Genomic DNA, 21,772 nt, shown 5'->3' on the forward strand with positions numbered 1-21,772 from the left:
ATCCACAACTATCAATTAATAATAAAACTACTGTTAATTTATTGAAATTCAATACTATAAATTAAGAAATACAAACCTTAAACTCTAGCTAAAAATCAATTGATCTACCCCATTAAGTGCTAACCTTTTCCACCCGGCTTTTGTTATTAATTTTCCAATTGCTTTATTCAAATCGTGTGGAACTTTGTTTAAGATGGGTCAATTGTTTAAAAGGAAGTAAAAATAGCAGTAATTTTGAATCACTCAAATCAAAAAGCAATACCACACGGCGTTCCTTTTCTAGTGGATTTTGAGCTTTGGTAAGTTTGGCCCTTATATGATGGACATAAAGCAGATGTGAGAGTAAAACTTGCCGATTATTCACAGATTCCGCTAAAGCAAATACAAGTGAAAATTAATTTAGTAAAATGCATTCGAATCGCTATTGATCGCAGTATAGTAAACAACTCGCTCGCGCTCCCGATTGGAATGACATCCTTTTTTTGGGCCGGTTTTGGCCAAGAAAAGATATAATAAAAAGCGGGTAAAAGCGCACAAATAGTTTACAGAACCAATCGCCAATCGCTAAATAATTCATCCAAATTTTGTTAAGACTACTTCTTATTCTTCCTTAAAAACAAACTTCAGCTTATCTCTCAAATTATAATTGGTAGACATCACTTCACCGTAAGCACCTGCGCTTCTGATTGCAAGGACATCGCCACGGAAAGTTTCTGGAAGCTCTACCTCTTTTCCGAAACAATCGGTGCTTTCGCAAATCGGCCCAACCACATCATACTTGATTGTGGATGTGAGATGTGAGATTTGAGATGTGAGTTCTTTATCATCTAATTTCCGCCCGCTGAGGTCTGATTGCCGACTACTGATTGCTGATTGCTGACTCAAATTTTCTATTTTATGATAGGCCTGGTATAGTGCAGGGCGCATTAATTCGGTCATTCCTGCATCAAGAACCACAAAATTCTTCTTTTTACCATTTTTGATGTAAAGTGCGCGTGTAATTAAGCTAGCGGACTGCCCGACTAAAGCCCTACCAAGTTCAAAATGAACCTCTTGATGTGGTTTACATTCTAAAAAATCGTTAAAAATCTTGAAATATGCCACAAAATCTGGTATTTGTGCATTTGGTTCTTGATAGTCGATGCCTAGGCCACCTCCAACATTTAAAACTTTAACGGTAAAACCTTTATCGGCAAACCAATTGCTAAATTCGTTAACACGAACACAAAGATTTTTGTATACGTCTAAATTTGTAATCTGAGACCCAATGTGAAAATGAATACCGACAAATTGAACATTTTTAGCAGCTTTTAAAACATCCACACAAGCTGGCAAATCCCAAGAGTTTACGCCAAATTTATTTTCATCTAATCCCGTCGTAATGTTGTGATGTGTATGCGCATCAACATTTGGGTTAATGCGGATTGCAACTTGAGCTACTTTGCCTTTTTTCTCGGCAAGCTCGTTTATCACGCCTAACTCTTGAATAGATTCTACATTGAAACAAAAGACATCCACATCTAGGGCTTCATTTATTTCTCGATCTGATTTTCCGACACCGGCAAATACGATTTTTTTAGGTTCGAAACCAGTTTCAATTGCCTTGCGGACTTCTCCCGCACTTACGCAATCGGCTCCAAAACCCAAATCTTTAATTTTTGAAAGTACTCTTGGATTTACATTAGCCTTTAACGCATAATGTATATGATAATGGTATGTCGAGGCCGCATCTGCACACTGTTTTAAGGTTTTATGCAACAAATTTAAATCATAATAGTAGAAGGGAGTTTCTTCGTTGTTAAACTTTGCTATATCTTTATCGCTAAACATGTTTAAATTCTTAATTATTATTGCAATTCTGTTTTTTGCTATGGTTTATTTAGGCAATTATTTAGACCTAAAAAATGGTAGAATTACACAAAGACAGTACAATGGAAAACTCCGTTTTTTCATTATACTTATTGTAATCATCGCATTCTTTTTATCCTTTAAAAAATGGTTATAGTTGCCACCATATTTGTTTGTATTGTGATGTTTTTTGGTTTGCTTAACTCATATCGGAAATACAAAAACGAGCTACTTCCGCTAAATTTTTTATTTGGACATGTGTTGTTGGCTATTCTGGTGCTGTGTCTTGCTTTATATGTGCTTTATGCATAAATTCTAAAGCGTTGCGTCAGCAAAACCTTCTAATCAAATAACCTGTTATGCAAACTTCTCAGCGCCTCTGTTTTATACTCGCTTGGAATAAGCAGGGAAACGTTGTAGTTGCTTCCGCCATAAGAAATCATCCTGATCGGCACATGTTTGATCGCCTCGAAAACGCGACTTGCAAAGCCATGCATCTTTGCACCAAAATCTCCCACTACACATACGATACTATGATCCGAATCAACCTCCACTTTCCCAAAATCTTCTAATTCTTTTATAATTTCTGACAATCTAGTTACGTCATCAATTGTTAATGAAACGGCAACCTCAGAAGTGGTAATCATATCTATGGGAGTTTTATAACGCTCAAAAACTTCAAAAACTTTGCGTAAAAAACCGTAAGCCAATAACATTCTACTAGACTGTATTCTAATTGCTGTAATGCCATCCTTAGCGGCGATAGATTTTATTTTTCCCTTTTCGCTGTCGGCACTTATTAATGTTCCCTTTGCGTGCGGATCCATCGTATTTAGCAACCTAACCGGAATTTTATAACGCTGCGCCGGAAAAACAGATTGAGGATGGAGAATTTTCGCTCCAAAATAAGCCAACTCGGCCGCTTCATCAAAAGAAAGTTGGGCAATGGGTTTAGTGCCTTTCACAATCCGCGGATCATTGTTGTGCATGCCGTCAATGTCAGTCCAGATTTGCACCTCTTCTGCAGTAATTGCCGCACCTAGCAAAGATGCTGTGTAGTCACTTCCACCACGTCGCAAGTTATCTACCTCCCCAAAAATATTTCTACAAATATAACCCTGCGTAATAAACAGCATGTTTGCTTTATTGGCTTCCAGAACCGGTAGTAAATGTTTGGTGATGTATGGAATATCTGGCTCATTGTCTTGATCGGTTTTCATAAAATCTAACGCGGCCAACAAAATAGATGGAACCCCTATGGATTTTAAATAAATGTGATAGAGGCTAGTGGACAACAATTCTCCCTGCGCCAAAACCACCTTCTCTTCGATGTTTGTAAAAAGATCTTGAACAAGTGTTTCTAAAAATTTAAAATGGTAATCGATAATAAAACCGCCCTGTTCTTGGTATTCGGCATCCGGCAAAAGTTCTACTACAAACTTTTTATATTTCTCGTGAAGGGCCTCAATAGCCGCTCTTCCAGCAGGCTTATCCCCTCTCAACAGCTTACTTGCAATATCTACCAGACTGTTTGTTGTACCGGCAACAGCCGATAAAACAACGATTTGAGGTTCATTAGGATTTATAATATCCAACAATTTGGCCATCCGCTCCGCGCTGCCTACAGATGTTCCTCCAAATTTTAATATTTTCATTTTTAGATTTTGAATAGGTAATTTTTCTTTATTATTGTATCGGGGCGTGAAATTAAGCAAAAGCGATTTAATTGCAACATCCACAAAAAATTAAATTTGGATATGCACCTTTAAAACATACACACACCAAATTTATATTGTTTTTAATCTACTTTTTATCCATATATAAAAAAACGAATACATGAGTGCAATAGATCCCACCACACAAAAAACCATAGACAAATGGCTAAAGGGCAATTACGATGCCGATACGAAAAAAGAAATTCAAAAACTAGTTGATGCCCAGGCGAGCACAGAGCTCACCGACTCCTTTTATAAAAATTTGGAATTTGGAACTGGTGGATTGCGTGGCATTATGGGTGCAGGATCTAATCGTGTAAATAAATACACCATCGGCACCGCAACCCAAGGTTTGGCAAATTACCTAAATAAAAAATATCCCGATGAAAAAATAAGTGTAGCCATTGCGCACGACAGTCGCAATAATTCGGATTATTTTGCAAAAATTACAGCTAACGTATTTTCTGCGAATGGTATTTATGTTTATTTTTTCTCTGCCCTTAGACCCACGCCAGAACTGTCTTTTGCCGTAAGACATTTTGCCTGTAAAAGCGGCGTAATGTTAACTGCATCACACAATCCGAAGGAATATAATGGTTACAAAGCCTACGGTGCTGACGGCGGGCAATTTACTTCTCCAGATGACAAAATGGTTATCGACGAAGTAAACAAAATCGACAGTATTGGAGAGGTAAAGTTCGATGGCGTAGACGAAAACATCAAAATGATTGGCGAAGATGTAGACAAATTGTACCTAGACGGCATTACCGCTTTGTCTATTTCGCCCGAGGCCATAAAGAATCAGCACGATCTAAAGATTGTATTTTCTCCGATTCACGGAACCGGCATAACTTTGCTGCCACAAGCATTAAAGCAGTTCGGTTTTACAAATTTGACGCTGGTAGAAGAGCAAAGTACGCCTGATGGCAATTTTCCAACAGTTGTTTATCCAAATCCGGAAGAAAAAGAAGCACTTACCTTGGCCTTAAAGAAAGCCAAGGAAATCGACGCTGATTTGGTTTTGGCTACAGATCCTGATGCCGATCGCGTTGGTGTAGCAGTAAAAGACCTTAACAAGGAGTGGATATTATTAAATGGCAATCAAACTGGCAGCCTACTTATTAATTACTTACTAACCGCTTGGGAAGAAAAGGGAAAATTAGATGGAAACCAATTTATTGTAAAAACAATTGTAACCTCAAATTTGATCGCAGAGATTGCTAAGAAAAAAAATGTAGAATATTACAACACGCTAACGGGATTTAAATACATCGGCCAACTAATGACTGAATTAGAAGGTAAAAAGTATTTTATCGGCGGTGGCGAAGAGAGCTACGGCTACCTTATAGGCGACTTAGTTAGAGATAAAGATGCCATCGTTTCCGCTGCTTTTATCGCAGAAATGACTGCCTATTATAAAGACAAAGGCAAATCTTTATATGAAGCCCTGTTAGATATGTATGTGGAATACGGGTTGTATAAAGAAGATTTAGTGTCGCTTACTAAAAAAGGCAAAACCGGGGCAGAAGAAATTAAAGCCATGATGGAAGGTTTTAGAAATAACCCACCAAAAAGCTTGGGTGGCTCTAAAGTTGCGGTTCTGAAGGATTATGAACTTGGCAAAGAAACGGATTTGCACACCAAAGAGGTAATTAAATTAGATTATCCAACGTCAGATGTATTACAATTTATTACCGAAGATGGAAGCATCGTTTCGGCAAGACCTAGTGGAACGGAACCGAAGATTAAATTCTATTGTAGCGTAAATGCGCCTTTAGCAAACGCGAAGGATTTTGATAAAGTGAATAGTGAATTAACGGATAAGGTAAATGCAGTAATGGAAGATTTACAGGCATAATAAATACCAACATAGGAAAGCCTCGTAACTTTAAAAAGTTGCGAGGCATTTTTGTGTCGTAGTAATAAAATTTGTTTTCATTTTTTTGGGCGCTTTTACACGCCATCCATTATATCTTTTAGCGAAAAAAAGCCGCTAAAAGGATACCATTTCTGTCGTTAGCGCGTCTAGCAGCTATAATATCAATGCCTTTAAATTCGAGAAGTTTAGTTCTTAAATTCAGAACTGAATAAGCATTTATCCATTTCAATATGGATAAATATGTAACAAACAGAATTTCCTCACATCTAAAATAAAACGCAAACTATGAATCTCTTAGGCAATATTATTTGGATTATTTTCGGAGGATTTTTCATCTTTATAGAATACATCATCGGTGGCTTAATCCTTTGCCTCACCATAATTGGAATTCCTTTCGGACTACAATGTTTCAAATTTGCAATCGTAGGCCTTGCTCCCTTTGGTGTTAAAATAACTGAAACATCCTCTAACACAGGATGCTTATCTACAATAATGAACATTATTTGGATTTGCTGTGGCGGGCTCTGGATTGCCTTAACCCACTTCTTTTTTGGAATTTTGCTCTGCCTGACCATTATCGGCATACCATTTGGCCGGCAGCATTTTAAATTGATGAACCTTGCCTTTACTCCCTTTGGAAAATCTGTTAACTGATTACGAATTCGAGCCAATCGGTTTGACGATTTCTTAGCTTCTTAATTAGTAAAAAAATGTGAAGCACTAACCCCATTGTACGTGTCTTCACAAACGGTTTTGATCTAGGATTTCGGAGACACAGACTTGGCAGCGGCTAAAATAGCGAGGATTATTAAAATAATTTTGCTCGATTAAACATTTATAAAAGTTAAAATTTAACCTAATTTCCTGCTCTTATTTCATTATTCATAAACCTTATGGAAACCAAGACCTAAAGTTATTCCAACACCTACATAACTATATCTAGAAACGTTGCCACTTATTTTTTACCCAAAACTTCTGGAAAACGCAGTGGGCTTTCCGATTGGAAAAATGCCATAGATGATTCGGTAACGAGCCTTTTTTTTCTTAAATATTTTATAGTTTACCTCGAATGGAAATCCAATATATTCGCTTCTTTCCGAATAAACATTATATCTTGGTGAGTAGATCAGCTTATTGTTGTACGACAAACCTGCGGAAACGCCAAGCGAATGTCCACTTTTAATGTAACGATACCCGTAAAGCAGAGCGGGCTCATAATACTGTTCTTTTAAGTAAAATACTGGAATAAAAAAACCAACAACTTCCGTCTCAATTTGGGTAATCGCAGTAATTCGCGCTGTAAACAAAGATTGCCTAACCTGATAGTTAAGCTCGGCACCGTACAAAACTCCGAAAGAACCTCCAACAAACACTTCTCCATAAAGAATTGGATTGCTAAATGTTCTGTTTTGGTCCAAAGTTATGGTAGTATCTACCTGGCAAAACGCCTGTACGTAAGATCCAAAAGAAATTAGAAACAAAGTTATGGCGCGCGTAAGGAGCGTGTTCCTCATTTGTCATAAATTAGATTAGCCTAAGTTATCATTTTTATTTAAAAACATTGTTTGCTAAGTTTGCCAACACAAAATGATTAAAAGTCTCGTTGTATTCCTGTTGACAATATGTATGGTTAGCAATTGCTGCATGCAGTTGATTATGTATTCGACCTATCAATTAAACAAAGATTATATCACCAGTGTGTTTTGTGTTAATAGAGCACATCCAGAGCTAAATTGCGACGGAAAATGCTTTCTTTCAAAAAAACTTAAAGACTTAGATCAAAAGACAAAAACAAGTCAAGAAAATTTAAAAAAATCACTTGAGGGTTTCGTAATGTTTAAGATTATCTCTGTGCAGCAAGATTTATTTACGAGTGTTGCAAAACCAACGATCGAATATCTCGAAAAATCAACAATTAATCGATCGGTAACTATCTTCCATCCTCCAAGAGCTGTCTAAACACTAATTTATCCTTTGAAGATCTGCTTCTAAACCTGATTAATGCATTCGCGTAACGGATTGGCATTGCGGTTTATTAGCGAATTCACAGACACTTACTGGAGTAATGCATGCAATACGCTAAAAGCTCAAATTCGTACCGGCCTTGCCGGACAAAATCTCTTTAATTTTCAACCCCATGAATTACATAAAAATTCTCCCTATAGCGCTAGCCATAACTTTCTGTATGGCTGCCTGTTCCAACAGTGCCAAAAAACAAATTCCTACAGCGCAAGCAAATCAAAAAAAGAAAGTACAATATACCTGTAGAATGGATACCGGTTTCACCTCGGACAAACCCGGAAAATGTCCAAAATGTGGCATGACACTCATCGTAAAAAAGTAATTTCACCTTTAGAATTAATTTGTGTACGCATAAGGTTGTACATTTATCATAAATTTACAAAACATGAAAACCTTTTTTCCTTATTTAGCCGCCGGTTTGGTAGCTACTCTTTTATTTAATGCTTGCAATAATGTCTCTAAAACGCTTCCTTATTATGGCGAACGCCATGCAGAGACTGTTAAAGATTCAAATGGTAAAGAAACCATAGACACCGTTTATCAAAAAATTCCAGAATGGACATTTTTAAATCAAGATAGCGTATTAACTACCAATAGAATAACCGATGGCAAAGTTTATGTCGCCGATTTCTTTTTTACTTCTTGTACAAGTATTTGTCCGATTATGCACAGAAATCTGCTTCCGGTATATCAAAAATTTAAAGACAATCCCAACGTAATGTTTTTGTCCCACACCATAGATTTTAAATACGACCTGCCGAGCAAGCTGAAAAAGTATGCGGAGAAACTAGGCGTAGATGGGCCAAAATGGCAATTTCTTTACGGAACCAAAGATCAAGTTTATCCATTGGCAGAGAAAAGCTATTTAGTTGCAGTTGGGCAAGATAGCACCTCAAAAGATGGCTACATTCATCAAGGTTACTTAATTTTGGTCGATCAGAATAGGCATGTTAGAGGTGCTTACGACGGAACAAAACCAGAACAAGTTGCCCAGATGGAAAAAGACATTCCGCTTTTATTGGCCGAAAAAAAATAAGTCAAATTAAAAACTCAGCACTAAAGATGCTGAGTTTTTTTATTGCTTAAAAAACAATAGACTGTCTGAAAAAAAAACCGAAATCTACTTCTGCTTTTCCTACATTAGTACACAACAATCAATTGTTTTAGAAATCCTTTTTATGCGTAAATCCGTCGTTACAATTGTTTATCTATCAGTACTTGGATTGATTTTTTTCTCATGCCAAAATAAAGAGCAAATTCAATTTCAGAGTTATATGTCCAGTGGAAGAGAACTTTACCAAAACAATTGCCAGGGGTGCCACGGTGAACGTGGAGAAGGTTTAGGAATGCTTGCACCGCCACTTACCGATGTAAAATATCTTAGCGCGAATAAGACAAATATAGCTTGTATCATTAAAAATGGATTGCAAAAACCTTTGAACATTAGCGGTAAAATGTACAGTGAAAAAATGCCCGCTTTTCCAGAATATGCGCCAATAGATATTGCGCAGGTGATGGTTTACATAACCAATAGTTTCGGTAATAAACAAGGAACATATACCTATCAGCAGGTGACCAGGGATTTACGAAACTGCGAAAAATAACTCGAAACAACACCAAGGACAATAATAATTTAAAATTCATCGCTTTGCGCTAGAAAAAACACATCTTTGCAGGAAATGCAGGCTGTTCTATCGCTGTTTCAACTTCGGTTGAGAAAGAGGAAAGTCCGGGCAACATAGGGCATCTCGCTTTCTAACAGAAAGGGATTTAGGATTGAAAACCTAGGTTACGGAAAGTGCAACAGAAAATATACCGCTTTGACTTTGTTGAAGTAAGGGTGAAAACGTGTGGTAAAAGCGCACGACAAGGGTTAGTGATGGCCTTTGATTGTAAACCCCGGGAGTTGAAAAACCAAATAGGCTAACGCATGTAGGGCTGCCCGTCCGATGTTAGTGGGTAGGTTGTTGGAGGTTGGCGGCAACGCCAGATCCTAGATAAATGATAGAAAACTTTGCGAAAGCAAAATCACAGAACCCGGCTTATAGGCCTGCATTTTTTTTCTAAAAATTGTAAAAAAACTGTTTTCAAACTCCATTTTAACATCATTTAACCCAACGTGCTAGTTCCTTAAAAATTAATTTTATAATTTGCGTAAAAAAGAAACTAGAAAATGAATAAATTTATTTTAAAAGGAGCCCTGGGTCTTGCAATAGCGATTTCTGTACCGTTTTTAGCAAGCGCGCAGAAAGCAAATTGGCAGAATTTAGATTTGAAAACCGACTCAGTTTTTGGGATAAGCACCGAGAAAGCATACAATGAACTCTTAAAAAACAAAAGGCCAACAAAGATAATCGTTGCGGTAAATGACGGCGGAGTAGACGTAAACCATGAAGACCTTAAAAGTGTTATCTGGACCAACCCAAAAGAAACTGCCGGAAATGGAAAAGATGACGATAAAAATGGTTACATAGATGATATACACGGTTGGGACTTTTTAGGTGGAAAAGACACGGCTGTTAACTATGAAACTTTAGAACTTACGCGCTTAGTTCGGAGAGATATGAAACGCTTTGCTTCTACAACTGATGAAAACGTTGCAGCAAAGGATACCGCAGCCTATGTTGAGTTTAAAAAAGCACGTACGGAATATGAAAGTAAGCTTGCAGATGCGAAGCAAAATTTAGCTGGTGTAACGGGTTTTAAAAATGCGCTAGATGGACTTGTCAAGCACATTGGAAAACCAGACCCTACTGCAGAAGAAATTGCAAATTACAAGCCTCAAAATGATATGGAAACTCGCATTCAAAGTGTGCTCGCTAAAACACTACAGACCTCAAGCTTCAAAGACTTTTACGACAATCAGATTCTGGAAGGGATGAAATACTATGGTCAACAGGCAGATTACAATTTAAATTTAGAGTACGATCCAAGAAGTATTGTAGGCGACGACCCAGAGAACAGTAAAGAAAAATTTTATGGAAACAACGATGTAAAAGGTCCCGACGCTTTGCACGGTTCGCATGTAGCAGGAATTATAGGTGCCGATAGAACCAATAGCCTAGGCATAAAAGGAGTTGCAAATGACGTTGCCATTATGGGCGTACGTGTGGTGCCTAATGGAGATGAAAGAGATAAAGATGTTGCCAATGGCATTTATTATGCGGTGAATAATGGGGCAAAAGTAATTAACATGAGCTTTGGAAAAGCTTATAGCTATGATAAGGCAGCGGTAGACGCAGCGATGAAATATGCAGCAAAAAAGGATGTATTGCTCGTACAAGCTGCAGGCAATGACAATGAAGATATTGATGTAGAAAACAATTTTCCGAATCACAAAGGATTAGACCAAGCGACCATAGATTCTTGGATTACCGTTGGTGCTTCCGGACCTAAAAACGACTCAACCTTAAAAGCCAGCTTCTCTAACTTCGGCAAAACGCAAGTAGATGTTTTTGCACCAGGAGTCGCTATTTTGAGTACAGTAGCTGGAAACGATTATAAAGAGGAAAGTGGAACAAGTATGGCCTCTCCAGTGGTGGCAGGTTTGGCTGCGCTTATTAGAGAATATTATCCAAAATTATCTGCGAAACAGGTAAAAGAAATTATCGTAAAATCTGTTGTAAAAGTAGAGCATAACGTCAGTTACTTAAAAGGAGCTGATAGTGTATCTGTCCCTTTCTCAGACCTTTGCATTAGTGGTGGCATTGTAAATGCGTATAAAGCGTTAAAGCTGGCAGCTACTTATTAACTAGAATAAAATCCAATAAAAAAGCCCCGCAAACTAAAAATTTGCGGGGCTTTTTAAATATCAATAGATTTTAAAATTATTCCATAGTATCCATGTCAATCACAAAACGATACTTTACGTCGCTTTTTAAAACGCGTTCGTAGGCTTCGTTTGCATAGTTTATGTTAATCACTTCAACATCAGAAACAATATCGTGCGCTGCACAGAAATCTAACATCTCTTGTGTTTCTGCTATTCCACCTATGCTCGAAACTGTTAAACTTCTATTTCCCTTTAACAAAGAGAAAGCACTAAAATTCATAGGTTCGGTTGGCAATCCTACACAAATATGCACACCGTTTACACCCAATAAACCAAAATACATTTCGTAATCATGTGGTGCCGATACCGCATCGATGGTAAAATCGAAATAGTTTGTATATTTTTCTACATGTTCTGGATTGGTAGTTATGCAAAAATTATGTGCGCCTAAACGCTTTGCATCTTCCTCTTTAGATGGCGAAGTACTTAAAACGGTAACTTCTGCACCAAGAGCTACAGCAAATTTCACAGCCATGTGTCCTAAACCACCTAAACCTACAACGGCTACCTTATGGCCTTTACCTATCCCCCATCTTTTTATTGGCGAGTACGTAGTTATTCCTGCACAGAGTAACGGTGCAACACCGCTTAGTGGCAAGTTTTCGCTTACTTTCACCACAAACTCTTCGGTACAAACAATTTTATTGCTGTAACCACCGTACGTAGGTGTCTTTTTATCTCTTTCTAAACTGTTGTAAGTGAATACCGTTTCGCCTTTTTCGCAAAATTGCTCCAAGCCACTTTGGCAAGTCGGACAGGTTTTGCAACTGTCAACCATACAGCCAATACCAACTAAATCGCCTTTTTTAAACTTTTTAACCGCTGAGCCAATCTCGTTTATACGACCAACAATTTCGTGACCGGGTACCATTGGGTAAATTGCATCTCCCCATTCGCTGCGAACCTGGTGTATATCTGAATGGCAAATGCCACAGAAAGCAATGTCAATTAATACGTCATGCTCATTTAAATCTCGGCGTTCAAAACTCCAAGGTGCCAAATTATCCGTTTTGCTATGAACTGCATAGCCTTTTGCTTCTATCATTTTTTTTATTTCTTTAGTCTCAACCTATCAACACAAAGAGTTCCCAAAAGTTTCAATAGTTCATATCCTAAAATTACTACTGCCATATTTTATTTTTAATATAAATTTTTGGGCGCTTTAACACGCCATCCACTGTATTTTTTTGGCTGAAAGAAAAAGCCAAAAAAGATGCCGTTCCTGTCGTTAGCGCTCGCATGATGTATAAGCAGGTCTCAAAACCTTTCTTAATAAATAAATATGTTTAAATAATTGATGGCAATAATGGTGGTGGCATTAAATCTTTTATATTTTTACAATATGGACAACCAAACTAAAATTCCTCAACTTACTACAGAACAACAAAGAGTATTGGGGGTGCTGATAGAAAAAAGCAGAACCACTCCAGAAGTATATCCGATGAGTTTAAACAGCTTAACATTAGGTTGCAACCAAAAATCTGCGCGCAACCCTGTGGTAAATTATGATGATGATTTGGTTATTACCACATTAAACCAACTTAAAATAATGGGACTTATCTCTACTGCAACCGGTGGAAGCAGTAGAGTGACCAAATACAAGCACAATCTAGGAATCGTATTTCCATTAGTACCGGCAGACCTATCTATCTTATGCCTTTTATTTTTACGCGGACCACTTACATCTGGCGAAATAAACAGCAATAGTGGTAGATTATTCGAATTTGAAAGCATAGAGGAAGTAACCGAGCACTTAGAAAACCTTGCAGAAGGCGAGCATCCGTTTGTAAAAAAACTCCAAAAAAGACCTGGACAGAAAGAAGGCAGATATATTCATTTATTAAGAGATCCAAACTTAGAAATCGAAGAAATTCCATTAGAAAAAGAAGAACAAAAACCTGCAAACAACATCGATTTAGAACCAAGGGTCGCTGCACTAGAATTAGAACTAGCAGAATTAAAAGAGATGGTAAATCTATTGATGAATGGATAGAAAAGTTCTGTATTTGCAACATTCCTCGTTCCTCGGTTTTGTTCTTTTCAGATACCAAAACGACAAAATTTCGTTTTCGAGATTGTATTCGTTAATTTATTCACGAACTATTGTGAACCTTTTTTTTACTGAGATTGCTCTGCTACATCTGTTAATCGCATTTTCCCAACGTTTGCTAGCATTTCAAGTGGTGACTATTTCTCACCGTTTCATTTCCTTCCGCTGAGATTGCTTCGTGCCTCGCAATTACGGCGCGTGTGCTAGGAATTATGCTACTCAAAATACGTCATTGGGAGGCACGAAGTAATCTGTGCTCGTCAATTTATTCACGAACTATTGTGAACCTTATTTTTAATGTGACTGCTCTGCTACATCTATTAATCGCATTTTCCCAACGTTTTGTAGCATTTCAAGTGGTGACTATTTCTCACCGTTTCATTTCCTCCCCTGAGATTGCTTCGTGCCTCGCAATGACGGCGTGTGTGCTAGGAGTCGTGCTTACTCGAAATACGTCATTGCGAGGCACGAAGCAATCTATATTCGTTAATTTTTTCACAAACTATTGTGAACCTTATTTTTACTGTGACTGCTCTGCTACATCTGTTAATCGCATTTTCCCATCGTCTGCTAGCATTTCAAGTGGTGACTATTTCTCACCGTTTCATTTCCTTCAGCTGAGATTGCTTCGTGCCACGCAATGACGGCGCGTGTGCTAGGAATTATGCTACTCGAAATATGGTCATTGCGAGGTTCAGGCACGAACAAAGAGGTTGTATTTTACAAATGTTTTTATACTTACTACTTCAACCTGTTGTGTTTCGCATCCTTATCCTAGGTTCGTGTCCTCACGAACATAAATTCTGCAAATTCTCATCCTAGGTTCGTGTCCTCACGAACATAAATTTCATTTGTTCCGTTTGCGGGCGCACGCTTATCGCGTGTGTCAAAAATTTACAAAATTGTTAGTTTTCACAAGCCACAGGCGTGCGAGAACAATGAAAGGCTATCGGCTTTAATATTACTTAAAATTCCGTCCCTTATAAAAAACTTCTTCGTCATTTGCAGGTGTAGGCTGTACTTGTGGAATTTTATGTTGTTGTGGAAAAGGTGTTTTTTCATCAGCTCGAGATAGCGTTAGAAAGGGTAAATCATCTTTTTTAGTATCCGTCAACCCTTTCAACATTTTACTCAAATCGAAACATTTTTGTACAATTACGTGTACCACTTCACCTTCTCGTTGAAGTTTTCCTTCAACCATTAGTAATCTTGCTCCTAATATTTCTTTCCTGTATTTCCTTATCCTAGGTTCGTGTCCCCACGAACATAAATTTCATTTGTTCCGTTTGCGGGCGCACGCGTATCGCGCATGTCAAAATTTACAAGATTGTTAGTTTTCACAAGCCGCAAGCGTGCGCGAGCAATGATAGGGTATTGGCTTTAATATTACTTAAAATTCCGCCCCTTATAAAAAACTTCTTCGTCATTTGCAGGTGCAGGCTGTACTTGTGGAATTTTATGTTGTTGTGGAAAAGGTGTTTTTTCATCAGCTCGAGATAGCGTTAGCAGGGGTAAATCATCTTTTTTAGTATCCGTCAATCCTTTCAACATTTTACTCAAATCGAAACATTTTTGCACAATAACGTGAACCACTTCTCCTTCTCGTTGAAGTTTTCCTTCAACCATCAGTAATCTTGCTCCTAATATTTCTTTCCTATATTTTTCGAATAAATGCTTAAATATTACCAGATTAACGAAACCGGTTTCATCTTCTATGGTGATGAAACAAACGCCACCTGCAGTTCCAGGGCGTTGTCTAACCAATACCAATCCTGCTGTTTTAACTTTGATGCCTGCGCTTGTTTCATAAATTTCTTTACTAGACCGTATGTGCAACAAGCTTAATTTTTCTCTAATAAAACTTATTGGGTGTGCTTTAAGCGAGAGCGATGTAGCTGAATAATCTTGCACCACATGTTCAGATTTAGTCATGAATGGCAACTCTACCTGTATTTCTTTGGCACTTTCTGAAGGTTGTTCTTCAAAAAGAGCAATTGGTCTGTCTGCCAGTGCCGAGATTTCCCAAAGTGCTTTTCGTCTATCCAATCCCATAGATCTAAACGCGTCGGCATCTGCCAATCGTTCTAAAGCAGCCTGCCCCACTCCTGCTGTCCTCATTTCTGGGATGGTTTTATATCCGCTACCACGGGCAGCTAACAATTGTGATATTTCTGTTTCATTCATCCCTTTAATTTGTCTAAAACCCAATCGCAGGGCTTTATATTTTCCGCTTTGTTCTTCTAAGGTATTGTCCCAAGCAGAAAGATTTACATCTATCGGTCGTAATTCCACACCATGTTTTTTTGCATCAATTATAATTTGGGCAGGCTGATAAAAGCCCATGGGGAGGCTGTTTAGCAACGACGCAGCAAAAACATCGGGATAAAAACATTTTAACCAACAAGAAACATATACTAATAAGGCAAAACTTGCCGCATGACTTTCAGGGAAACCATAACTTCCGAAACCTTTTAATTGTCGAAAAACCCTTTCTGAAAATTCTCGGGTATAGCCTTTTTTCATCATCCCGTTTACCAGTTTTTCTTCGAACCTATTAACCATGCCTTTCATTTTGAAGGTGGCCATACTTCTTCGAAGTTCATCTGCTTCGGTAGGTGTAAAACCTGCAGCAACGATGGCGATTTTCATGGCTTGTTCTTGAAAAAGCGGAACGCCCAATGTTCTCCCTAAAATTTCTTCCAATTCCTTTGATGGATATTCTACCGCCTCTTCGCCATTTCTCCGCCTGATGTATGGATGAACCATATCTCCTTGAATCGGTCCCGGGCGAACAATGGCAACCTCTATCACTAAATCATAAAAACATTTAGGGCGCAGACGTGGCAACATGGCCATTTGTGCCCTACTTTCTATCTGAAAAACACCAAGCGTATCGGCATGACTTATCATTTCATATACCTTAGGATCATCTTGAGGTATATTTGCAAGCGTAAGGTCTAAATTGTAATGCTGCTTTGCTAAATCGAATGCTTTTCGAATGCAGGTAAGCATGCCCAACGCAAGAACATCTATCTTTAAAAAACCGAGCGCATCAATATCATCTTTATTCCATTCTATGTTAGTCCGATTGTCCATTCGGGCATTCAAAATGGGGCATAAATCTGATAGTTTTCCTTGCGTAATTACAAATCCGCCTGTATGTTGCCCCAATTGCCTTGGAAAACCTAACATTTGCTCCGTAAGTTCTAACACTTTTCGCAAATGAGGATCCTCAGGGTTTAAGCCCTGCTCTAACAAACGTTCCTTCTCAAACCATTCATTGGTAAATTTCCAAACAGAAGCCGAAAGTCTTTCTACGGTATCAACCGATAATCCCATGGCTTTACCAACATCTCTAATTGCCCCTTTTTGATGTTGTTGGGTTACCGTTGCTACGATAGCCGCTCGATCTCTGCCATACTTTTCATAAATGTATTGAATCACTTCTTCTCTTCGCTCGTGTTCAAAATCTACATCAATATCTGGCGGTTCATTTCTTGCAGAAGAAATGAACCGTTCAAATAACAAATCAAATTTTGTGGGATCTACAGAGGTAATGCCCAAACAATAACAAACAGTAGAGTTTGCTGCAGAGCCTCGACCCTGACAAAGAATCTTTCTATCTCGCGCAAAACGAACAATGTCATAAACCGTAAGAAAATAGGAAGCATAGTTCATCTCTTCTATAAACTTGAGTTCATAATTTATAGAATCTACCATTTTCTGAGGAATGGGATCTCCAAAACAACTCTTTGCACCTTCCCAAGCTAGATAAACCAATTCTTCCATCGGAGTTCTACCGGCTGTGGTAATCTCATCAGGATAAACGTATTTTAATTCATTTAAAGAAAATTTGCAGGCTTCAGAAATATGTTGCGCGTTCATTATGGCTTCTGGGTATTGTCTAAAAAGCCGCTGCATTTCTTCTTCGGTTTTTAAATGTCTTTCTGCATTTTGATTAAGTTGAAACCCGGCATTTTGTATCGTACATTTTTCTCGAACACAGGTTAATATATCCTGTAATTCTCTACGCTTTGCATCATGATAGTAAACGTTATTTGTTGCAGCTAGCGGTATGTTAAGTTGTTTTGAAAGCTGATCAAGTCGGTATAAAATCTTATGGTCTTGACCTTGATAACTTCTATACGCACCTAGGTAAAGCGAAGTGCCAAAAGACTTTTTATAAGCTGCCAATTGAATCGAGAAATCTTCTTCAAAATCAAACTCTTGTTGAAGTGTAATAGGCGGAAGTACAATAAAAATCATCCCTTCCGAATGTTCATATACATCTGCTTTATACAAATGACATTTCCCCTTCTCTGCCCTTAAATTACCTAAAGTTAGCAAAGCTGATAACTTACTGTAAGCGTTTATATTGGTTGGATAAGCGAGTAGACTTGGTCCATCTAAAAGATCCAATCGGCAAGCAGGGATGATTTTGAGGTCTATATTTTTCGTAGCCGCATGCGCACGTACTATTCCTGCTAAAGTATTCCTGTCGGTAATGGCAATTTTTTTATAGCCATAAATTTCAGCTTGCTGCACCATTTCCTCTGGATGGGAAGCACCTCTTAAAAAGCTAAAATTTGTGGTTACTTGAAGTTCGGTGTACATGTTTTGAGGGTGAGGATGAGATTGAGTATTTATTAGTAAGTATTTAAATATTCCGCACGTCATGCCGAACTTGTTTCGGTATCTTTAATTTGTCTGAATCATTTTCGCCACGCTACTCCCATCCGTCTTGGCCAGACTGGCGTCTAACTTTTTCTTAAAAAAAGTTACAAAAATCAAGGCTGCGCAGCTCTTTGGGTAAAAATTTGCCAAATCGCTATTCGCAATAATTTGAGGCCTCTTCCTCTTCTCGACCCCATTGCACAGGCTGAAAATTATTATGGGAACTGCATTATGAGCGTATCTGCAAACGGTTTTAGGCATTTTTTCCTCCAAATCGCTACAAGGCCACTTCTAGCATGATGGAGAATTACAGCGTATAACCTGACCTCCTCCAGGCCGATGTCGTATTTAAGATAAAACGGGATTACAATCCAGATGGTTACTCTAAAAACCACCCAATCCCTCCTTGAAAATAAAGATGGAAGCTTAAATTACCGATTTATTTACTCTTCTAATCCTTAATTCTTGTCTCCTCCATTTTTGGCAACTCGCTAGCGCTCCCGATTGGAATGGCATCCTTTCTTCGGTATTTCTACCGAAGCAAGATATAATGGAAAGCGGGTAAAAGCGCCCAAATCAATCTCAAATTCTCCTCTTTAAAATAAAACTTGCATTTGATCGAATAAAAATCTTTAGTGTCAGACTTCTTCCCGAAGAATTCTGGACAGGTAGTTCCTTGAAGTGACGACCCCTTTCGTCAACCACCCCCAACCCCTCCTTGAAAATAAGAAAGGGAGTTTTGGACACCCAGACTTTCAACTTTTAACATTCAACCCGCAACCCATTTCTCATGCAAAAAATCCATGCAAAAACCATTTTCCTTGCTTGTTAGGTGCATAATGTCCAGATCTAAATACCCAATAACGTTTTCCATCTTCATCTTCTAATAAATAATAATCTCTATGTTCCCCGGCTTCTAACCACCATTCGCTCTCTATCCGTTCTGGTCCATCTGCTTTTTTAACCAAATGTGCTTTGCCCTTGTAAATAAAAAGCATAGGGGGATAATCTGGAATCGGCGCGGTTACTTCTACCCTCTCAGGATGATTTAAAAGTTGTGTAGGCCGTGGTTTATTTGACTTCCAAACCATAGCTGGCTGTTCTGCAATGGAAGTTGCCTTTTTAATAGAACGCTCTGGCCAATAATGTTCTACAGGCAAATATTTACTAATGATACTTCCTGTAATTTTGGTTTCTATGCGGTCTAACAACTCAGCAACTTCTTGCTCTGCAACTTCTTTTCCTCCACTAAATAAAGCTTCTTGCTGCTCTGGAGCTTGTTCTACTTTTGTAGCTTCTAAGGTAAATAACTCTATTCCAAGTGCCGGCTTTATGGTATCTATCTTCATGGCAAGAAGCTTAAACAAATGCGGCTTATGATTAGAAGGCTTATGGGTGCCAATTTCTGTTTTTATAATTTTTCCATCAATGCGATAACAAGTTAATACAGCATGTCTAATTCCCATACCATCTGCTTGTAAACGCAGGCAAAGTTTTTCTAATAATTTCTCTATTCCAATTTCTATTCCAGTAGCAGTGCGTATGGGTTCTAAAGAGGGTAAACTTTCTCTATAAGGTTCGGGAATTTGGATAGATATAAATTTTTCATCTTTTAATCCTAAAGCTTGCTCCAACCGAAATAGCAAACCTTCTCCAAAACGGCGCCGTAAAACTGAACGTGGGATGTTTATAAAATGATCGATCCGATGCATGCCCAGTTTATGTAAACGTTTGAGAATTTCTTCCCCAGAAGGATTAGACAGCTCTAAAATATCTGAATGTTGCAAACGTAAAGCAGCGGGATCTAAGGTTAATAAAGCATGTGTTTGTTGAGCAGATTTTACAATCGGTGTTACTTCTCCAAAACGTGCAACTGCCCAAGCTGTACCAATAGTATCTGCAATTGCACCGCGCACTTCATACCCTCGAAGTCTAAGTTTATTTACAATTTCTGTATAATAAGCACGTTCTCCACCCCATAAATGCGTACAACCAGTAATGTCCATAATTAACCCATCCGATGCATCTATTCCTACCCATGGCGTGTAGCGGATGCACCATTCTCCCAATTTTCTGAGTAGCTTTAATTCCATCCCAACTTTATAATCAAAGACTTCTATGTCTGGAACTAATGCCTTTGCATCTGCAAGTGGCATACCTATTTTTAACCCCTGTTTTAGAGCTATAGGATTTATGGCTGTAATGACTTTTCTATTTTTTTCGTTGGCTGCAAAAACGAAAGCAAGCGTGCGCAATTCGGCTTTATGAATGGCCAATCTGTCTGGCAATAAATGCTTAAACCATAAAGACATATACCGCTTTTGCATTGCTAACCTACTTTTAGTTTTATATTTTGTTGGAATTCTAAATTTAATTTCTGTCTATTTAAAGGTCTAAATCCATTGGCCGACCACGCTATCTGCCAAGTACCAGTTTGACCATTTTTAACTTTCAAAATTTCTACTTGCCAGTTTGGATGACCAACACCGGGCATTCCGTTTTGCGTAATGCTGGGTAAAGAATTAACGCGCCAACGTGCCACACAAGCGGTAGATTTAATTTTACTTTCATCGCTGCGAAGCATGAAACCTGTTACCTTGCTTTTTTCTACCGCAAGCTGAATTCGGCGGGATTGTGCAAAGTTGAGTTCTTTTAATTCGGTTACTACCGCCTTTAATCCACTACATTTCAAGGCTTCTTCTGTAGCCCAAAGAATATCCTTTTCTGTTTTCAAATCGATGAAAATTATTTTATCTGGACTTACGCCAAAGACTTTTAATGCCGGTGGAAAAAGCAAACGAGAACTACTGATCCAAACACAAGTCCCGTTATGCTGCATCAATTTGGCTAAAAGACCAGAAATAAATCCACCACTTGCGGCAGTCTGTTCTTTTTCTGCACATAAAAATTCATGAATCACTCCTGTAGGGAAAACACCATTCGGAAAAACCGACTCTAAATCGCCCAAACCAAAATTATCTTCCGATTGGCTTTCAATAGGCTTGAATCCCTCCAAATGCAAAATTTCTTTTCGCAATCGAGAGATAACGTCTTCTTTATTTTTCTTCTGCAGATTTTCCATCTCATTTACCTCTCTGCAAATTTTGCTAAAAATATTAGTATTTTATAATAATGTGGATAACTTTTTTAGTATTTTATTGGTGGGCTAGCTGTTTAGATGTTGAGGCGACAAAAACTCTAACCTACGTTAAGAATAGAAATGAAAATCCTTTTTTGCGAGGAATGAGCCTAAAAGATCGTAATGGAATACCTGACCCGAGCGTTGGGCACGAGCTTGGCACGAGCGTTGGACAAAAGCTTGGCCGAGGGGAACGCCCAAACGATATAATTAATTTTTTAGCAAACGACTTTTTGTTTTTTTGGGCGTGCCCCAAGCTGCGCAAGGGTCGGGTTATCTGTCTTGTCCTAGAATAGGTTTACACAAAAAAGTGTAAAATATGGGCAAAAATATGATTCAAAAAGCAGGTAAAGATTTTACCGATGCAGAAAAACATGGGATGATTCGGGAGCTGATTTCTACGGGCTGCACAAAAGCGTCGATATGGGAGAAATATACGGGCAAGAAAGAAGAGCATGGACAGCTTCTCCGCTGGATGCAACAATTGGGCTACGATACCGGGATCAGGACGAGAAAGTCTACTATTGTTCCCAATTATAGCCCTATGTCAAAGAACACAGCACAAAAGTTGGACGACTTTGAGAGTCTTCTACTAAAGAAAAGGATTGCAGAG

The 21,772-nt window shown here is 38.3% G+C and carries 17 protein-coding genes and 1 other RNA gene; 10 read left to right on the forward strand and 8 right to left on the reverse strand.

The genetic code is table 11. From position 1 onward, the window contains the following. Positions 1-600: 600 nt before the first annotated feature. Both lysA and ACVWYG_RS03830 read right to left on the reverse strand, forming a co-directional pair. Positions 601-1,830: a diaminopimelate decarboxylase gene (lysA, locus tag ACVWYG_RS03825; RefSeq protein ID WP_457268807.1), complete on the reverse strand. Its 1,230-nt coding sequence runs from the start codon at positions 1,828-1,830 to the stop codon at positions 601-603. A gap of 359 nt (positions 1,831-2,189) precedes the next feature. Next, positions 2,190-3,503: an aspartate kinase gene (locus tag ACVWYG_RS03830; RefSeq protein WP_457268808.1), complete on the reverse strand. Its 1,314-nt coding sequence runs from the start codon at positions 3,501-3,503 to the stop codon at positions 2,190-2,192. A 181-nt stretch (positions 3,504-3,684) separates the two neighbouring features. On the opposite strand from ACVWYG_RS03830, the gene ACVWYG_RS03835 reads away from it, so the two are divergent. After that, the gene (locus ACVWYG_RS03835; protein WP_457268809.1) at positions 3,685-5,421 is read left to right on the forward strand and encodes a phospho-sugar mutase; all 1,737 of its coding nucleotides are present in this window, start codon (positions 3,685-3,687) and stop codon (positions 5,419-5,421) included. A 306-nt stretch (positions 5,422-5,727) separates the two neighbouring features. Then, positions 5,728-6,096 (forward strand): YccF domain-containing protein, encoded by a 369-nt coding sequence (locus ACVWYG_RS03840; RefSeq protein WP_457268810.1) that lies wholly within the window; start codon positions 5,728-5,730, stop codon positions 6,094-6,096. Between the two features lie 308 nt (positions 6,097-6,404). On the opposite strand, the gene ACVWYG_RS03845 is transcribed toward ACVWYG_RS03840, so the two are convergent. Beyond that, positions 6,405-6,956 (reverse strand): hypothetical protein, encoded by a 552-nt coding sequence (locus ACVWYG_RS03845; RefSeq protein ID WP_457268811.1) that lies wholly within the window; start codon positions 6,954-6,956, stop codon positions 6,405-6,407. Between the two features lie 73 nt (positions 6,957-7,029). Here ACVWYG_RS03845 and ACVWYG_RS03850 point away from each other — a divergent pair, with 73 nt between their 5' ends. The 6 genes from ACVWYG_RS03850 (at position 7,030) to ACVWYG_RS03875 (ending at position 11,215) form a co-directional block, all read left to right on the forward strand. Further along, positions 7,030-7,401, forward strand: a complete 372-nt coding sequence (locus ACVWYG_RS03850) for a hypothetical protein (RefSeq protein ID WP_457268812.1) — start codon at positions 7,030-7,032, stop codon at positions 7,399-7,401. A 178-nt stretch (positions 7,402-7,579) separates the two neighbouring features. Further along, complete coding sequence (locus ACVWYG_RS03855; protein ID WP_457268813.1) at positions 7,580-7,786, forward strand: heavy metal-binding domain-containing protein; 207 nt, start codon at positions 7,580-7,582, stop codon at positions 7,784-7,786. Between the two features lie 63 nt (positions 7,787-7,849). Then, on the forward strand, positions 7,850-8,500 hold the full coding sequence (locus ACVWYG_RS03860) for an SCO family protein (RefSeq protein ID WP_457268814.1): 651 nt from the start codon (positions 7,850-7,852) through the stop codon (positions 8,498-8,500). 238 nt (positions 8,501-8,738) lie between these two features. Beyond that, entirely contained in the window at positions 8,739-9,068 is a 330-nt protein-coding gene (locus tag ACVWYG_RS03865) for a c-type cytochrome (RefSeq protein ID WP_457268815.1), read from the forward strand. A gap of 74 nt (positions 9,069-9,142) precedes the next feature. Then, positions 9,143-9,525, forward strand: an RNA gene (rnpB, locus tag ACVWYG_RS03870) — RNase P RNA component class A. Between the two features lie 112 nt (positions 9,526-9,637). Beyond that, positions 9,638-11,215 (forward strand): S8 family peptidase, encoded by a 1,578-nt coding sequence (locus ACVWYG_RS03875; RefSeq protein ID WP_457268816.1) that lies wholly within the window; start codon positions 9,638-9,640, stop codon positions 11,213-11,215. 76 nt (positions 11,216-11,291) lie between these two features. Here ACVWYG_RS03875 and ACVWYG_RS03880 read toward each other — a convergent pair whose 3' ends face one another. After that, positions 11,292-12,341: an NAD(P)-dependent alcohol dehydrogenase gene (locus ACVWYG_RS03880; protein ID WP_457268817.1), complete on the reverse strand. Its 1,050-nt coding sequence runs from the start codon at positions 12,339-12,341 to the stop codon at positions 11,292-11,294. 297 nt (positions 12,342-12,638) lie between these two features. On the opposite strand from ACVWYG_RS03880, the gene ACVWYG_RS03885 reads away from it, so the two are divergent. Beyond that, positions 12,639-13,289 (forward strand): YceH family protein, encoded by a 651-nt coding sequence (locus ACVWYG_RS03885; protein WP_457268818.1) that lies wholly within the window; start codon positions 12,639-12,641, stop codon positions 13,287-13,289. A gap of 1,018 nt (positions 13,290-14,307) precedes the next feature. On the opposite strand, the gene ACVWYG_RS03890 is transcribed toward ACVWYG_RS03885, so the two are convergent. The 4 genes from ACVWYG_RS03890 to ACVWYG_RS03905 all read right to left on the reverse strand — a co-directional run bounded on the left by ACVWYG_RS03890 (position 14,308) and on the right by ACVWYG_RS03905 (position 21,102). Further along, positions 14,308-14,547 (reverse strand): hypothetical protein, encoded by a 240-nt coding sequence (locus tag ACVWYG_RS03890; RefSeq protein WP_457268819.1) that lies wholly within the window; start codon positions 14,545-14,547, stop codon positions 14,308-14,310. A gap of 185 nt (positions 14,548-14,732) precedes the next feature. Beyond that, positions 14,733-17,960, reverse strand: a complete 3,228-nt coding sequence (locus tag ACVWYG_RS03895) for an error-prone DNA polymerase (protein WP_457268820.1) — start codon at positions 17,958-17,960, stop codon at positions 14,733-14,735. Between the two features lie 848 nt (positions 17,961-18,808). Continuing rightward, positions 18,809-20,347, reverse strand: coding sequence for a Y-family DNA polymerase (locus ACVWYG_RS03900; protein ID WP_457268821.1), 1,539 nt, complete (start codon positions 20,345-20,347; stop codon positions 18,809-18,811). A gap of 2 nt (positions 20,348-20,349) precedes the next feature. Further along, on the reverse strand, positions 20,350-21,102 hold the full coding sequence (locus ACVWYG_RS03905; RefSeq protein WP_457268822.1) for an ImuA family protein: 753 nt from the start codon (positions 21,100-21,102) through the stop codon (positions 20,350-20,352). A 376-nt stretch (positions 21,103-21,478) separates the two neighbouring features. Between ACVWYG_RS03905 and ACVWYG_RS03910 the strand changes: the two genes are divergently transcribed. After that, on the forward strand, positions 21,479-21,772 hold a 294-nt coding region (locus ACVWYG_RS03910), incomplete at its 3' end, for a hypothetical protein (RefSeq protein WP_457268823.1).

The sequence above is a fragment of the Pedobacter sp. UYEF25 genome (assembly GCF_054061655.1).

Coding starts and splice junctions, on each gene's coding strand:
- lysA (WP_457268807.1), bottom strand. CDS start 1,830: ATGTTTAGCGATAAAGATATAGCAAAGTTTAACAACGAAGAAACTCCC.
- ACVWYG_RS03830 (WP_457268808.1), bottom strand. CDS start 3,503: ATGAAAATATTAAAATTTGGAGGAACATCTGTAGGCAGCGCGGAGCGG.
- ACVWYG_RS03835 (WP_457268809.1), top strand. CDS start 3,685: ATGAGTGCAATAGATCCCACCACACAAAAAACCATAGACAAATGGCTA.
- ACVWYG_RS03840 (WP_457268810.1), top strand. CDS start 5,728: ATGAATCTCTTAGGCAATATTATTTGGATTATTTTCGGAGGATTTTTC.
- ACVWYG_RS03845 (WP_457268811.1), bottom strand. CDS start 6,956: ATGAGGAACACGCTCCTTACGCGCGCCATAACTTTGTTTCTAATTTCT.
- ACVWYG_RS03850 (WP_457268812.1), top strand. CDS start 7,030: ATGATTAAAAGTCTCGTTGTATTCCTGTTGACAATATGTATGGTTAGC.
- ACVWYG_RS03855 (WP_457268813.1), top strand. CDS start 7,580: ATGAATTACATAAAAATTCTCCCTATAGCGCTAGCCATAACTTTCTGT.
- ACVWYG_RS03860 (WP_457268814.1), top strand. CDS start 7,850: ATGAAAACCTTTTTTCCTTATTTAGCCGCCGGTTTGGTAGCTACTCTT.
- ACVWYG_RS03865 (WP_457268815.1), top strand. CDS start 8,739: ATGTCCAGTGGAAGAGAACTTTACCAAAACAATTGCCAGGGGTGCCAC.
- ACVWYG_RS03875 (WP_457268816.1), top strand. CDS start 9,638: ATGAATAAATTTATTTTAAAAGGAGCCCTGGGTCTTGCAATAGCGATT.
- ACVWYG_RS03880 (WP_457268817.1), bottom strand. CDS start 12,341: ATGATAGAAGCAAAAGGCTATGCAGTTCATAGCAAAACGGATAATTTG.
- ACVWYG_RS03885 (WP_457268818.1), top strand. CDS start 12,639: ATGGACAACCAAACTAAAATTCCTCAACTTACTACAGAACAACAAAGA.
- ACVWYG_RS03890 (WP_457268819.1), bottom strand. CDS start 14,547: ATGGTTGAAGGAAAACTTCAACGAGAAGGTGAAGTGGTACACGTAATT.
- ACVWYG_RS03895 (WP_457268820.1), bottom strand. CDS start 17,960: ATGTACACCGAACTTCAAGTAACCACAAATTTTAGCTTTTTAAGAGGT.
- ACVWYG_RS03900 (WP_457268821.1), bottom strand. CDS start 20,347: ATGCAAAAGCGGTATATGTCTTTATGGTTTAAGCATTTATTGCCAGAC.
- ACVWYG_RS03905 (WP_457268822.1), bottom strand. CDS start 21,102: ATGGAAAATCTGCAGAAGAAAAATAAAGAAGACGTTATCTCTCGATTG.